Source organism: Streptomyces sp. NPDC031100 (genome assembly GCF_055570785.1).
In genome coordinates, this window is the sequence record NZ_JBVIGN010000003.1 from 728451 (window position 1) to 742760 (window position 14310).

At 71.7% G+C, this 14310-nt stretch carries 12 protein-coding genes; 4 read left to right on the forward strand and 8 right to left on the reverse strand.

Translation table 11 applies throughout. The annotated features are described in order from the left end of the window. Positions 1-46: 46 nt before the first annotated feature. The gene (locus ACZ5DS_RS11195; RefSeq protein ID WP_468236065.1) at positions 47-1198 is read right to left on the reverse strand and encodes a glycerate kinase; all 1152 of its coding nucleotides are present in this window, start codon (positions 1196-1198) and stop codon (positions 47-49) included. 150 nt (positions 1199-1348) lie between these two features. Between ACZ5DS_RS11195 and ACZ5DS_RS11200 the strand changes: the two genes are divergently transcribed. Together ACZ5DS_RS11200 and ACZ5DS_RS11205 are read left to right on the forward strand one after the other, a co-directional pair. Then, entirely contained in the window at positions 1349-2422 is a 1074-nt protein-coding gene (locus ACZ5DS_RS11200) for an ADP-ribosylglycohydrolase family protein (RefSeq protein ID WP_468236068.1), read from the forward strand. A gap of 28 nt (positions 2423-2450) precedes the next feature. Continuing rightward, positions 2451-2945 carry an NUDIX domain-containing protein gene (locus tag ACZ5DS_RS11205; protein WP_468236070.1) on the forward strand — a complete coding sequence of 165 codons (495 nt, stop codon included), beginning with the start codon at positions 2451-2453 and terminating at the stop codon, positions 2943-2945. 104 nt (positions 2946-3049) lie between these two features. Here the strand turns inward: ACZ5DS_RS11205 and ACZ5DS_RS11210 are convergent, their stop codons facing one another. The 5 genes from ACZ5DS_RS11210 to ACZ5DS_RS11230 form a co-directional block, all read right to left on the reverse strand. Beyond that, entirely contained in the window at positions 3050-3484 is a 435-nt protein-coding gene (locus tag ACZ5DS_RS11210) for a hypothetical protein (protein WP_468236072.1), read from the reverse strand. A gap of 239 nt (positions 3485-3723) precedes the next feature. Continuing rightward, complete coding sequence (locus tag ACZ5DS_RS11215) at positions 3724-7617, reverse strand: nSTAND1 domain-containing NTPase (RefSeq protein ID WP_468236074.1); 3894 nt, start codon at positions 7615-7617, stop codon at positions 3724-3726. Beyond that, positions 7614-8045, reverse strand: a complete 432-nt coding sequence (locus ACZ5DS_RS11220) for a hypothetical protein (RefSeq protein ID WP_468236077.1) — start codon at positions 8043-8045, stop codon at positions 7614-7616. The genes ACZ5DS_RS11215 and ACZ5DS_RS11220 overlap by 4 nt, the downstream gene beginning before the upstream one ends. A 16-nt stretch (positions 8046-8061) precedes the next feature. Beyond that, positions 8062-10284, reverse strand: a complete 2223-nt coding sequence (locus ACZ5DS_RS11225) for an outer membrane protein assembly factor BamB family protein (protein WP_468236079.1) — start codon at positions 10282-10284, stop codon at positions 8062-8064. 10 nt (positions 10285-10294) lie between these two features. Then, on the reverse strand, positions 10295-10903 hold the full coding sequence (locus ACZ5DS_RS11230; RefSeq protein WP_468236082.1) for a toll/interleukin-1 receptor domain-containing protein: 609 nt from the start codon (positions 10901-10903) through the stop codon (positions 10295-10297). 125 nt (positions 10904-11028) lie between these two features. On the opposite strand from ACZ5DS_RS11230, the gene ACZ5DS_RS11235 reads away from it, so the two are divergent. Continuing rightward, entirely contained in the window at positions 11029-12222 is a 1194-nt protein-coding gene (locus ACZ5DS_RS11235) for a helix-turn-helix domain-containing protein (RefSeq protein WP_468236084.1), read from the forward strand. A gap of 73 nt (positions 12223-12295) precedes the next feature. After that, positions 12296-13024: an SIR2 family NAD-dependent protein deacylase gene (locus ACZ5DS_RS11240; RefSeq protein WP_468236087.1), complete on the forward strand. Its 729-nt coding sequence runs from the start codon at positions 12296-12298 to the stop codon at positions 13022-13024. Between the two features lie 198 nt (positions 13025-13222). Here ACZ5DS_RS11240 and ACZ5DS_RS11245 read toward each other — a convergent pair whose 3' ends face one another. Both ACZ5DS_RS11245 and ACZ5DS_RS11250 read right to left on the reverse strand, forming a co-directional pair. Continuing rightward, complete coding sequence (locus tag ACZ5DS_RS11245) at positions 13223-13432, reverse strand: hypothetical protein (protein WP_468236089.1); 210 nt, start codon at positions 13430-13432, stop codon at positions 13223-13225. 385 nt (positions 13433-13817) lie between these two features. Next, entirely contained in the window at positions 13818-14300 is a 483-nt protein-coding gene (locus ACZ5DS_RS11250; RefSeq protein ID WP_468236092.1) for a methylated-DNA--[protein]-cysteine S-methyltransferase, read from the reverse strand. Positions 14301-14310 lie beyond the last annotated feature (10 nt).

Consider the following 14310-nt stretch of genomic DNA (forward strand, 5'->3'; position numbering starts at 1 on the left):
CCCGGAGCAGGGGCGGCCGTACTGGGGGGCTCCGCCCCCAGGGACCTCAGCTCAAGTAGTCCTCAGCGATCCGGACGGCGACCCGCTCCAGGATCGGCCCGGCGTCCGCGATGCACTTGGCGACGTCGGGCTCGACCGAGGTGAGAGGGTAGGCCCGCCCGATACCGGCCCGCAGCAACGCCTCCTCCGGCAGAGCAAGCCGCCCGCACACCGCGACGACATCCTTGCCCGCGGCCCGCGCGGCGGCAGCGACCCCCGCCGGCGCCTTCCCATGCAATGTCTGCTCGTCCAGCGACCCCTCACCGGTGATCACCAGCGAGGCCCGCTCCAGCGCCGGAGCGAAGCCGAGCACGTCCAGCATGACCTCGATGCCCGGCCGGAACCGGGCACCCAGCAGCAGGGCGCCGTAGCCGATGCCGCCGGCCGCGCCCGCACCCGGCGCCGCCGCGTACTCGGCGGCACGCGACCCCACGGCCGGCTCCAGGGCCTCGGCGAAGTGGGCGAGGGCCGCGTCCAGCGTCTGCACGTCCTCCGGCGAAGCCCCCTTCTGCGGGCCGTACACCGCGGGCGCGCCCTTCGGCCCGGTCAGCGGATTGTCGACGTCACTGGCGAGCACCAGCTCCACCGAGGACAGGCGCGGGTCCAGACCGGACAGGTCCGCGCGCACCAGCTCGGCGAGACCGCCGCCACCCGGCGGCACCGGCTCCCCGTCGGCGTCCAGGAACCGCGCGCCCAGCGCCGACAGCATCCCGGCACCGCCGTCCGTCGTGGCGCTGCCACCGACGCCGAACACGATCGTCCGCGCGCCCGCGTCCAACGCGGCCCGCAGCAGCTCACCGGAGCCGTACGTGGACGCGGTCAGCGGCGCGAAGACACCGGCCGGCAGCCGCTGCAGCCCGCTCGCCTCGGCCATCTCCACGACCGCGGTGTCGCCGCGCAGCGCGAACGCGGCCGTGACCTCCTGGCCGAGCGGCCCGGCGACCCGGATCTCCCGGCGCTCGAAGCCGGCCGCGACCGCCGCGTCCACGGTCCCGTCACCGCCGTCCGCCACGGGCAGCGCCTCGACCTCGACGCCGGGCACGACCCGGCGCAGCCCGGCCGTGACCCGCTCGGCGACCTGCACGGCCGTCAGCGAGCCCTTGAACTTGTCCGCGGCGATGAGCACCCTGCGGGTCTCGTTCACTGCAGCGTCCGCCACCTTGCTTTCCCCTTGCTCTCCGGGCCCCGCGCACGTCAGGGCCAGTCGCGCCGCTGCGACCTTAACCGGAGGACACCCCCGCCGTCATGCTCCGACCGAACCCTGAGCAGCCGCTGAGGGGAGCCTGAGGAAAACGGGTAGACCCCAGCCATGGGCAACCAGGGCACCGGGCCGGACCTCGCCGACCGTATCCACGGGGGCTGGCTCGGCCGGATCGCGGGCAACATGCTCGGCAAACCGGTCGAGCAGGGCGAGGTGTGGACGCGCGAGCGCATCGACCGCTATCTGCGGCAGGCGGCCGCCCTGCCGCTCACCGACTACCTGCCCGAGCCGGCCGACGCGGCCGACGGCGCCGTGCTGCGCCCGGAGTGGCGACAGTGCGTGCGCGGCAGGATCCACGGCAGCTGCCGCGACGACGACGTCGACTACGCCATCCTCGGCCTGCACCTGCTCGAGACCCACGGTTTCGGTTTCAGCACCGAGCAGGTCGGCGATCTGTGGCTGCTCAGGCTGCCGTATCTGCAGACCTTCACGGCGGAACGGGCGGCGTACCGCAACCTGGCGAACGGTCTGAAGCCGCCGCTGACGGCGACGTACGACAACCCGTACCAGGAGTGGATCGGCGCGCTGATCCGCGCCGACGTCTACGGCTGGACCTGCCCCGGCGACCCGGGCCGCGCCGCCTCGCTGGCCCGTCGGGACGCGGTGCTCTCCCACACCGGCAACGGCGTCTACGGCGCGATGTTCGCGGCCGCGCTGATCTCGGCGGCCTTCACCGCGCCGGGCGTGCGGGAGGCGCTGGAGACCGCGCTCGCCGTGATCCCGGCGAGCAGCCGCCTCGCCCGGACCGTGCGCCGGGTGGTGTCCCTGCACGAGTCCCGGCTGCCCTGGGAGGAGACGCTGGCCACGCTGTCCGCGGAGACCGCCGGTCTCGGCTGGATCCACACGGTCCCGAACGCGGCCGTCCTCACGGCCGGGCTGCTGTACGGCGACGGCGACTTCACCCGGACCATCGCCCTCACCGTCCGCGGCGGCCTGGACACCGACTCCAACGGCGCCACCGCCGGCTCGGTGGCCGGGGTGCTCGCCGGTGCGGCGGCCGTCCCCGCCCAGTGGACGGACCCGCTGGAGGACACGGTCCGGAGCGCGGTGTTCGGCTTCGACGGCGTACGGATCAGTGCGCTGGCCGAGCGCACCCTGCGCCTGGCGACGACCGCGCCGTAGCCGTCCCGGAGTTGGCTACCCTTCCTCAGTGACCACGACTGAGGACTTCGCCGCGTACATCGCCAGCCTGCCCCGTGTCCTCGCCGGTGCCGGCGCGCTCTTCCGGGACACCGAGGGACGCGTGCTGCTCGTCGAGCCCAACTACCGCGAGGGCTGGGCCCTTCCGGGCGGCACGATCGAGTCGGACGACGGCGAGACGCCGCGCCAGGGGGCCCGCCGGGAGACCCTGGAGGAGATCGGCCTCGACCGCGAGCTGGGCCGGCTGCTGGCGGTGGACTGGGTGCACGGCGCGGGACGGCCGCCGCTGGTGGCGTACCTGTACGACGGCGGTGTCCTCACCGAGGCCGAGCTCAAGGCGATCCGCCTCCAGGAGGAGGAGCTGCTGTCCTGGCGGCTGGTCACCCGCGCGGACATCCCCGACCATCTCCCCGGCGCCCTCGGCCGTCGCGTCCTGGCCGCGCTGGACGTGCTGGCGGAGAACGGGGGCACGGCAGAGCTGGAGAACGGACACCGGGTGGCCTGACGCCACCGGCTGCCTCCGCCTGGTCCTCGCAGTGCCCCTGACCCTCCTCACCCTGGCAGCCGGCCGGGTCTCAGTCCGGATGCTGCGTCATTACGCCGCCAGTTCTAAACGGGTTCCGCGAAGAAGCGGTTGCGGACCTCGTCGGGCGGGTGTGACTCGATCACGTAGTCGTCGCCCTCTGTGTCGTTGGACAAGAACAGGAACCCTTGGGCATCGGCGCTCCAGAATGTCCAGCTTCCGTCTTCCTGCACGTTGGGATAGAGACTGTTCCGGGGCTCATGCTCGTATGGGTGAGCTTCCACCACCCGGTCGCCGGCCTCCACGTCATTGGAGACGAACAGGTAGCAGTCCGTTGCGGGGTTGAAGAGACGGACGCCGCCATTGCCGTCAGGCTTGGCCTCGAACTCATTGCGGAACTCGTCCGCATAGGGATGCGCCTCAACGACTCGGTCAGGTCCTCTCGTGTCGTTGGAGACGAAGAGCCACTGACCGTTGTGCTGGTAACTGTGAAGCCTGAACCTTCCGTCCGGAAGAGGCATAACCTGCTTCCCTTCTTCCCGTATTCCCCCATATGGACCACTTTCCCACAGTCCAGTTCCAACAGCGACATGAGCACAGGGCGAAGGCCAACAAGGAGGCGCCACTAGTAGTGCTTGGTCAGGTTCGGTGTGATGGCTGAGGAGCTGGCAGTGGTCCGGCGTGGTCTGAAGGGAAGTCGGTCATGCCGAGGAGTGGCAGCCGGCCCTGGACATGCCGATATCAACCTGACCAGGCCCTACTAGGTGGTCACACAGGGTGGGTCGTACGGCAGCGGGCGAACGTATCGGCTCCATTGCTGTCGGCTCAGGGCGCCGGAGCTCCCGTCGCAGATACGGCTGATGGCGGACTCGACGTTCAGGTCCCAGAGCGTGGCCACGCCGTCGTCGGTGGTGGCGGCCAGGGTGTGACCGTCCGGGCTGAACGCCAGAACGGCGACGAATCCGGTCTCCACGGTCAGCGGCCGGCCGATGGGGGTGGGGTGGTCGGGATCGGTGACGTTCCACAGGTTGATGGTGCCGTTGTCGGTGTGGCCGGCCGCTGCGAGGGTGTGCCCGTCCGGGCTGAACGCCACCGACCACAGGCTGCCGCCGGGGACGGTCAGGGGACTGCCCCTGCGCGTGAGGTGGTTGGGGTCGGTGGCATTCCACAGGGTGACGGTGCCGCGGCTGTTCCCGGTGGCGAGGGTGCGGCCGTCCGGGCTGAACGCGACCCAGGTGGCGGTGGCGGTCGGCTGGCGGATCGGCTGCCCGATGCGGACCCCGGGGTCCGTCGTACTCCACAGGCCGACCTCACGGTTGCTGCCGTCGCCGCCGGCCGCCAGCATCGTGCCGTCGCGGCTGAACGCCAAGGACAGGACGGACCTCGTGCGGTCATTGGAGATGCCGGGCTGGGCGTCGGGGTGTGCGGGGTCGCTGACGTCCCACAGGGCGATGCTGCCACGATAGGGAGCGTCGCCGGCCGCGGCCAGGGTGTGGCCGTCGGGGCTGAACGCCAGGGCGAAGACGGGCCCGTCCGCCCCGGTGAGGGTCTCCCGGAGGCGAACGGGACGGCTGGGGTCGGAGGTGTTCCACAACGTGACGGTGCCGCCGTGGTCGCCGGCGGCCAGGGTGCGCCCGTCCGGGCTGAACGCCACGACGTCGACCGGGTCCTTGGGGCCGGTGAGCGGATCACCGCGGGGAACGGGGTGGTTGGGGTCGGCGGTGTTCCACAGCGAGACGGTGTTGTTCTGGTTTCCGGCGGCCAGGGTGCGCCCGTTGGGGCTGAACGCCACGGATGCCACATTGCCGCCGGCGCCGATGATCCGGGTCGGCGGCAGATTCCACAGATCGACGTTGCCGTCGGTGTTCCCGGCGGCGAGGGTGCGGCTGTCGGGGCTGAACACCACGTCGGTCACCGCGTCGCCGGGACCGGTCAGCGGCCGGCCCAGAGGGCCGATGGCCCCGGGGTGGGTGACGTTCCACAGGTGGATGGTGTGGTCGGCGCTGCCGGCCGCCAGGGTGTGACCGTCCGGGCTGAACGCCACCGACATGACGGGCTGTGCGGGACCCGTCAGCGGCTTGCCCAGGGGTGCGGGGCGGCCGGGGTCCGCGACCTTCCACAGGTGGACCGTGCTGTCGCTGGATCCGGCCGCCAGGGTACGGCTGTCGGGGCTGAACGCCAGGCAGTTGACGGGATGCCCGGCCTTCAGGGAACGGCCGCGGCCGGGGTGGGCCGGGTCGGTGGTGTTCCACAGGCGGATGGTGCCGGCGTCGTCGTCGCATGCGGCGGCCAGGGTGTGCCCGGTGGGGCTGAACGCGATGCGATGGGAGAAGACGTCGGGGCAGTCGAGGTTCAGGGGCGCTCCCGCGGGGTGGACGTCGTCGGGGCGGGTGACGTTCCACAGGCTGACGAGTCCGGCGCGCCATCCGGCGGCCAGGGTACGGCCGTCGGGACTGAACGCCAGCGATTCGATGGCGGTCAGGGCGTCCATGCCCTGAATGGCGGGACTCTTCGGCCGGCCGAGCAGGACTGGGTGGCTGGGGCTGGTCAGGCTCCACAGGTCGACGAATCCGCCGGAGCCGGCGTCGCCGTTGTGGCTGGTGCGGCCGCCGACGGCCAGCACCCGGCCGTCCGGGCTGAACGCGAGCGACAGGACCGAGTTGACGGAATGGTCCACGGGCACGGGTCGGCCCAGCGCCACCGGACGGCTGGGATCGGAGACGTCCCACAGCCGGACGAGGTTCTGGTAGACGTTCCCGGCTGCCAGCATGTGCCCGTCGGGGCTGTAGGCCACGGTGTACACCGCGCCGTGCGGGCCGGGAAGCCGGGTGTCCAGCGGTGTGTTCTCGGTCGTGATGAGCCGGGACGCCGCCTCCGGGGTCGGGTCCATGCGGTAGGCGGTCAGTGCGAGTTGAGCGGACAGCGAGGGATCGGTCGGCGCCAGTTGTACGGACGCGGAGGTGACGGCGGCGTTGATGGCCTGGTCGCGGGCTCGCAGGGCCCGGGTGGCGGCGGCCCGGGCGTGGGACTCCTGCCGGAAGGCGAACACCGCGGCCAGCGAGGCGACCACCGCCAGGGCGGTGATGACGGCGACCGCGGCGCGCCGGAGCCGTTGCCCGCGCCGCTGGTGGTGGCGGGCGGCTGCCAGGAATGCCCGGGCGGCGCCGCTGAGTTCCGGCCCGTGCGTTTCGGCCCAGGCGAGGGCGGCCTCCAGGCGGTTGCCGCGGTACAGCGCGGCTGCCTCCCGGCCGGCCTGTTCCCAGAGCGCGGCCGCCTCTTCCAGATCCTGTCGTACGAGGTTCCCGTTGCGGTCGTGCTCGATCCAGTCCCGCAGCCGGGGCCAGGCGCGGATGAGCACCTCATGTGTCATCACCACCGTGTCCTGGTCCCGGGTCAGCAGCCGGCCACGGGTGAAGTCGTCCAGGACTCTGACAGCCGCTTCCCGGTCCGGCGCGTGACGCAGCAGCTCGTCGTACCGGACGCGCCGGCGGCTGTCGTCGGCGTCGCGTCCCACGATGACGAGCCGCAGGAACACCCACCGTGCGGCCTCGTGGCAGGGCGGCGGCAGGGTGTCGTAGAGCCTGTTCGCCGTGGTGGCGATGGCGCCCTGGATGCCGCCGGTGACGCGGTATCCGTCCACGGTGAGCGTGTGGCCGTGACGCTGCTGCCAGGTGGCCCGCAGCGCGTGTGCGAGCAGCGGCAGCCGGCCCGTGGTGCTCGTACCGGCCGGTCCCCCGACCGCGCCCAGGTCCGCCAGCAGCACCTCGACCAGGCCGTCTTCGACGTCGAGTCCCACGTTGCCGGCCGGGCGGCGGATCGCGTCCTTGAGTTCGTCCTCCGTCATCGGCTCCAGCAGGACCGGTCCGGCCTGGAGCGCCGCCCGGAGCTGCGGATGGGCCGTGCACGCGGCATAGAAGTCCGCGCGCACTCCCAGCACCACGACCGCGCCGCCCGTGGGCCGGGCCAGACGGTCGAGCACCTCGATGAGCCACTGCCGTTCGGTCTCGTCGCCGCAGGCCGTGAAGATCTCCTCGAACTGGTCGACCACGACGACCAGGCCCGCGGAGGGGGACTCCCCGGTGGGCGCCGGATCGCCGGCTCCGGTGATCTCGCGCAGCTCGGCAATGCACTGTGCGGGATCGGCCCGCCACGCCGGTGCCGTGCGCCGGGCGGTCTCGGCGTCGAGCCCGGCGGCGGCCGCCAGTGCCAGGGCCGGGGATGCCGTCGGGGTCAGCAGCAGCCGCGGCCAGGTGCTCGAGCCCGCCACCGGAAGCCGGCCGTCGTCCAGGGCCGGCAGTACCCCGGCCGCGAGCAGGGACGACTTCCCGGCCCCCGAGGGGCCGATCAGCACCAGCGGGCCGCCCTCACGCATCCGGGCGTCCATCCGCTCGCACACGAGGTGAACCATGCGCTCACGGCCGTAGAACCACTGCTTGTGCCGCGCGCCGAACGGGGCCAAGCCCGGGTACGGGCACGGCACTTGGTCGGCGCCGGGGCCGGGCACGGTCCTGCGCCCCTCGTCGCCGAGGCGAATGTGCATGTCGCGGCCGGCTTGGAAGGAGCTGCCCCCTCCCGTCACGGTCGCCTCCAGCCGTTTCGGCTGCCAGGGGGGCGGCCCGTCGGGGGGCGAGGCACCGGTGCTGCGTTCCGTCACGCCTGTCCGCCTCTGGTGACGGTCATGTCCCGGCCGGCCAGGAACGCGTCGCCGCCGGAGACGTGTGCCTCCAGCGTCATCGAGCCCGTGATCTGCTGTTCCGGGCTTCCGGCAGCGCGCAGTTCCTCGCCGAACAGCGCGCGCAGCTCGTCGACGGCGTCCGGCCGCGTGGCCATCAGCCGGATGATGCGGGCCTGCCACTCGGCCACCAGCAGCCCCTGGAGTTCCTGGCCGTCGCCCGTCTGCCGTGCCTGAAGCAACTCGCCGCGCGCATCGGCGAGTTCCTCCTCGACGCGCTCCGGGTGCGCGGACCGCCACAGCGACAGGACCGAGGACTTGACCGCGGCCCAGCCGTCCGTCGCCAGCAGGTCGATCAGGCGCGCCGCGGCCGCCGATGCCAGGCCGGCGAGTTCCACACTCGTCTCCATGTCTTCTCCTTGTCCCTTACCGCCCGTGGGCCGCGATCGCGGTCACTGTCAGGTGGGAGGCGATGAACACGTGATCGCCGCCCACTGTCCACAGGAACCCCACGTCCGGCTGCCCGGGGTCGCTGTATTTCCACCGGGCCCTGCCGGTGGCCGCGTCGATGGCCCACAGCGTCTTGGCGCTGTCGGTGGCGAAGACGGTGTCGGCCGAACACTGCGCGCTCTTGCCGGAAATCCTGAGGGCGGCGTTGAACATGTTGGAACCGCCCGTGTCGTCGGCCCCGTCGAGCGTCGCGACCCACTGGAGCGTGCCGTCGGCCGCGGTCAGGGCGGCCAGGTCGCTGCCGACCGGTACGTAGACGGTCGCGCCGTCCAGGCTGGAGAACAGGGCGCCGATCTGGACCTGGTCCCCGTTCTTCGCATCGAAGCGCTGATGCCACTTCTCGCTGCCCGTGGCCGCGTCGACGGCGAACAGCGTGTCGCCGTTGCCGCCGGCGAACAGGAACAGCCCGGCGGCGTAGCACGTCAGCGGCCAGCCGGTGGTGAAGTAGTACGCGGCGTGCGGGACGGATACGTTCCAGCCGCGGGCGCCTCTCCTGCCGGCGTCGATCATCTGGACGCGGCCGGGCTTCTTGCCCGGAACGGCCGAGGTGGCCAGCAGGTGGGAACCGGAGGGCGGCACGAGCACGTTGTTGATGTCCGTGCCCTTGACCCGCCACAGTGCCTTGCCGGTCGCGGCGTTGAACGCACGGATGTAGCCGGTGCTCGGAGACTTGGCCGAGAACGACCCGGATGTCTGAAGCAACTGCCCGCATACGTACACCGTGTTCCCCGCGACTGCCACATAGTGGCTCAGGTACATCGCCGCATGCGTGCCGCCGCCGGGATCGACGTCGGCCATCTTGGTCGCCCACTTCACCTTCCCGCTGGCGGCGTCGAACGCCGCCAGCAGGCCTGACTGACTCGGTGTGTCGCAGAGCAGGTAGAACATTCCGTCCGCGTACGCCGTCGGGTACTTGTCGCTGGTCGTGCCGAAGTCGTTGGTCGTGTTCAGCTGGGGGAACACGGATTTTCCGGTCGCGGCGTCCAGGAAGGACGTGCCAGTGTCCGTGACCACCATGACCACCTTGTCGGACGCTTCCAGGCAGGTGGGGGCGTGCTTTGCGGCGCCTGACCATGCCTTGGCGGCGTCGGGTCCGGCCAGGACGATCGATTCCGGTCTGTCCGTCGAGGACGGCGACGCAGAGGAGGCCGACGTGGATCGCACGCCTGACGGAGAGGCCGGCCGCGCAGTGGATCCGGGCCCGCCGGCCCGGCCGTCGGATGCCGGCGACGAGTCGCCGGAAAAGGCGAGTGCCGCCGCGGCTCCGCCGAGTACGGCCGCGCCCCCGGCCAGACCGATGATCAGCTTCCGGCGGCTGACACCCGTGCCGGCAGCGATCACCGGCGCCGGAGGAAACGGGCCCCGGCCGGCCCCGGCGGACACCGATCCCACCGCCGCGGCCGCGGCGGCCATGTCGGCGGTCACTGCCGGCGGCAGCCAACTGCCCTCTGGAGCCGGCAGGTCCTGACGCCTCAGGTAGTCGACGAGTTGCTCCGCGGTGGGACGGTCCGGCGGTTCCGGGTACAGGCAGCCGTCGATCACCTCGCGCAGCGACACGGGGAGGGCGCCCGTGTCCGGCTCGCCTCCGGAAGCTGCGAACAGCACGGTCGACCCGAGGTCGAACATGTCGTCCGTCGGTGAGGGTGCCGGACTGCCGGTGGCTCCCACGATCCCCAGGGCGGTGATGCGGGGCCCGTCCATGGTCAGCAGCACCGAGTCCGGGCTCACCTCGCCGTGGACCGTCCCGGCCGCGTGGAGTGCGGCCAGCGCCCGGGCGAGGCCGTCGGCGAGCACCCGCAGAGCCGGCTCGGACAGCGGGCCGTGCCGGTCCACCACCTGCCGGAGCGGCAGTCCGGCGGTGAACTCGGTCGCCAGCCAAGGAACCGGCGCGTCGGCGTCGGCGTCCACCACCGGTACGAGGAAGGCACCGGACAGCGTCCGTGCCGCCTCGACGGCGGCCCGGAACCGGTTCCGGAACCCCGGGTTCGCGGCGAGTTCGGGCCCCACGACCGTGACCGTGACGAGTCGCCCCTCGTCCGTGCGGGCCGCGAAGACTTCGCCCCCGCCGACCGTGCTCTGCCTTCCGAGCAGCGCATACGGCCCGATCCGATGAGCACCGTCTGCTCCGGGATGATCCATCGTCCGCCCCTCACGCCAGCCTGATCGTCTGATCACGGGCTGCCTGGTAGGCGCTGCCACCGCCGGACACATGGGCCGTCATGGTCACTGACGGCTCCGGATCGACGGCCGGCGCCGTGCCGTGCCCGGGTTCGACAGCGGGGTCGGTATCGGTATCGGACAGGAGAGCGGTCACCGCGTCGCCCAAGTGCTCCAGCCCGTCCGGCAGATGGGTCTCCGGAACGCGGAGGAACTGCAGGCGCGCCAGCTCCGCGATCTCGGCCGGCAGCGCCGACGCGTCGGGCAGCATCGTCGCGTCGCCCAGAAGGACCGGGACGACGCGGTTTCCCGCCCGCAGAGCCGTCGCGATCTCCAGGCGGACCCAGTCGTGAGCCCGGTCCAGGAGCCGCACACCGTCCTCGTCCCGCGCGTCGAGCCACCCTGGCCCGATCAGTACGCACATGAGCTCGCACTCGGCGGCCTGCCGCCGCAGGATCTCGGCGAAATCGGCCCCGGGCGGTATCGACTGGCCCGACTTGAAGATCTCGTCGGCACCTAAGCGGTCGGACAGCGCGCGGTAGACGCGGTCTCGCATCCACCGGGAGTCCGGTTTGCGAAAGCTGAGGAAGATGCGCGGCACAATTGCCCCCTCTCTGGCAAGCCTTGACGTCAGGGATCATGCTCACCCTAGGGGTGGAAGTACACGCTCGGTGGCTATTCGCCGGGGATTGAATAGCGGCCGCAAGGCTCCGTACGCTGGCCGGTATGGACCCGGCGGACAGCACGGCAGGGACGGTCTCGGCAGGGAGATCGACCAGCACGCGTCTGCCGCCGGGCGACTTCGGCGTCGTCCTGGCCACACTCCGGGCACGTCGGGGGTGGAGCGTGCGCGAGTTCGCCCGGCGTGCGCACGTGTCCGAAGGGCAGATCTGCAATCTGGAGAGCGGGTTGCGCAACCCGACGCCCGCTGTGGCGGCCGCATGCGACGCGGCCTTCGGCACCGGCGGGGAACTCGTCGAGCTGGCCGGGGCCGGCCGCCGCGGCGCCCGGGCCGAGGGCGTCGTCGAGGCCGGCCCCGTGGTCGCCGGATACGAGCGGGTCCTGTGGGAGCTGAAGGACATCGGCAGATCCACCGGACCGAGGTTCGTCACCGCTTCGATGAAGTCGATCACGCGGATCCTGACGGACGCCGGTCCGCACGCCGTTGGCGAGCAGCGTGCCGAGATCTGGCTGCTGGCATCGAGGTTCGCCGAATACACGGGGTGGATGGCACAAGAGGCGGGAAATCCCGCGGAGGCGTTGCGCTGGACGAATCTCGCGGTCCGCTGGGGCGCACACGGCGGGGACGAAACGGTGGCCGCGTATGCCCTGGTCCGCAAGGCGTTCATCGCCCAGCACCGCGGTGACACCGATGCGGCGATCGGATTCGCCGACCAGGCGGCCGGGCACCCGGCGGCCAACCCGGTGATCCGCGCGCACGCCGCGCGGCGGGCGGCCCAGGGGCATGCGCGCCGTGGCGATGCGGGGGCCTGCCGGGAGGCACTGGAGCGGTTCAGAAGCCACGCCGCCGAGGTCATCGGCGACCGGACCCCTCACTGGGGCCCGCGCATCGAGAACGGCAACCCTCGGCTCATCGAGGCGTCCTGCATGCTCAGCCTCCGTCGCTTCGGGCTGGCCGCCGACCTTTTCGCCGCCGAGCGCCGGCGCCGGCCGGCCGTCCCGGCGGACAGCAACTCCCAGGCCCGCTTCGCGGTTCGGCAGGCGACAGCCCTGGCCGGTGTCGGCCGCCTCGACGACGCCTGTCAGATCGTCGAGGCCACGCTGCCCGTGATCAAGCGCATCGATTCGGCCACCGTCCGCGCGGAGCTGGGCCGTTTCGTGGAAGAGGCCCGGACCCGGAGAGCCGGCCCGGGCCAACTCGCCCTCATCGACGCATCGGCCGCCCTCGCGATCGGCTGACAGCCGCGAACAGGCGAGAGGCACGCCCCGATATCCGCTCGCCCCGAGCAGGCAAGCGTCCTACTCTCGGCTCATGAACAGGCCACTCGTCGCCATCCTTAGTGGCGCAGGGATCTCCACCGATTCCGGCATCCCTGATTATCGCGGTCCGAACGGGCTGTGGCGGCGTGATCCGGAGGCCGAGAAGCTCGTGACGTACGACTACTACATGGGCGACCCCGAGATCCGGCGCAGGTCCTGGCAGATGCGGCGCAGGAACCGCACGTTGAAGGCCGAACCCAACGCCGCACACCTGGCCGTCGCCGAGCTCGAAAAGTCCGGGATCCCGGTGCGGGTGATCACCCAGAACGTGGACGGCCTCCACCAGCTCGCCGGCATGCCCGCCCGCAAGGTGCTCGAACTGCACGGCACCGCACGCCATGTCGTGTGCACGAAGTGCAACGCCCGGGGACCCATGGACGACGCGCTGGCGCGCGTCGAGGCCGGAGAAGAGGACCCGCCCTGCCTGGAGTGCGGCGGGATCCTGAAGTCGGCGACCGTGATGTTCGGCCAGAAGCTGGACCCGGTGGTCCTCGGCGAAGCCCTCGCCATCACCAAGGCGTGCACAGTGTTCATCGCCGTCGGCTCCAGCCTCCAGGTCCAGCCCGCCGCCGGACTCGCCGGCGTCGCCGCCGACAACGGCGCACAGCTGATCATCGTCAACGCCGAGCCGACACCGTACGACGACCGCGCCGACGAGGTGATCCGCGAACCCATCGGCACCGCGCTGCCCGAGCTACTGCATCGACTTACGTTGACTTAAGTGGGCGTAACGAATCAAGGGCCTACCCCGGCATGGGGTGGGCCCTTGGCAGTGTGGTGTGCACCGGATGCGGGGCGCACGGGCCGATGGAGGACGCCCTCGCCCAGGAGGTCGCCTGGCACGCGGCAAGGCTCCTGGCAGGCACGGCGATCCCGGTCGGGTGTCCGTGCCTGGCAGGAGCCTGGTGCAGGCCGTGGGTCAGATGGAGAAGGTGACGCCGGCGCCGTTGTACTGGCCGACGGTGCCCAGGACCTGGTCCTGGAGTGCGCCGGCCTGGGCCAGCAGGGACGCGTCGCTGACCGCCGTGGGGCCGGCGACGACACTGACGTGCGGGCTCAGGCCGCCGGAGACGTTGTCGAGGTCGGCCTCGGAGATCTCGAGGGTCTCGATCTGGGGAGCGGAGTTCATGAGGACATTTCCCTTCGTACCGAAGTTCCACGGCGAGCGCGGTTCCGGTGGGGACAGAGGGTGGACCGCGGCCGTGCGAGGGATCCAAGCACGCGGTGGGCTCGCGGTCCAAGGAACGTCTGGTCGGCCGAGGGCTTCGTCGGGGTCGCTGTGTGCGGGCTGTATCTCAACTGTGCGCGTGCAACCACATCTTGGAGGAGACCTTTCCACATGCCGCACGCCGGCGGAGGTGAACTCCGTTGCCATCACCAGAGCGAACGGGACACTTGGCGAAAACGGCGCACCGTGGGGCGGTGTCCCGGGCGGCCCCGCCGCGCGTCCCGCCGTGGTTGCGCGCCGAGTGTACTGAGTGTGCAGATTCGACGGAGCCTCCGCAGAGAAGCGCCTAGACCAGCGCGGTCCCCCGCTCGAAGTCCAGCAGCCGCTGCTTGCGGTCCAGGCCGCCGCCGTAACCCGTGAGGTCGCCGCCCGCGCCGATGACGCGGTGGCAGGGCACGATGATGCCGATCGGGTTCTTGCCGTTGGCGAGGCCGACCGCGCGGGACGCCTTGGGGTTGCCGAGGGCCTCGGCGAGTTCGCCGTAGGCGCGGGTCTCGCCGTACGGGATGCGGGTCAGCTGGTCCCAGACGCTGCGCTGGAACGGGGTTCCGTGCAGGCGGAGTTCGAGGGTGAACTCGGTCAGCTCGCCCGCGAAGTAGGCGGACAGCTGTTCCTCGGCCGCGGCGAAGGGGGTGTCGTCGAGGCTGCCGAAGGTCTCCTCCGGCGGGCGGTGGCGCTGGTCGGTCATGTAGAGGCCGCACAGGACGCCGTCGTCGGCGACGAGGGTGAGGGGGCCGTAGGGGCTGTCGATGACGGTGTGCTGCTTCATCGAGACGATC

Coding starts and splice junctions, on each gene's coding strand:
- ACZ5DS_RS11245 (WP_468236089.1), bottom strand. CDS start 13,432: ATGAACTCCGCTCCCCAGATCGAGACCCTCGAGATCTCCGAGGCCGAC.
- ACZ5DS_RS11240 (WP_468236087.1), top strand. CDS start 12,296: ATGAACAGGCCACTCGTCGCCATCCTTAGTGGCGCAGGGATCTCCACC.
- ACZ5DS_RS11220 (WP_468236077.1), bottom strand. CDS start 8,045: ATGGAGACGAGTGTGGAACTCGCCGGCCTGGCATCGGCGGCCGCGGCG.
- ACZ5DS_RS11250 (WP_468236092.1), bottom strand. CDS start 14,300: ATGAAGCAGCACACCGTCATCGACAGCCCCTACGGCCCCCTCACCCTC.
- ACZ5DS_RS11210 (WP_468236072.1), bottom strand. CDS start 3,484: ATGCCTCTTCCGGACGGAAGGTTCAGGCTTCACAGTTACCAGCACAAC.
- ACZ5DS_RS11200 (WP_468236068.1), top strand. CDS start 1,349: ATGGGCAACCAGGGCACCGGGCCGGACCTCGCCGACCGTATCCACGGG.
- ACZ5DS_RS11225 (WP_468236079.1), bottom strand. CDS start 10,284: ATGGATCATCCCGGAGCAGACGGTGCTCATCGGATCGGGCCGTATGCG.
- ACZ5DS_RS11235 (WP_468236084.1), top strand. CDS start 11,029: ATGGACCCGGCGGACAGCACGGCAGGGACGGTCTCGGCAGGGAGATCG.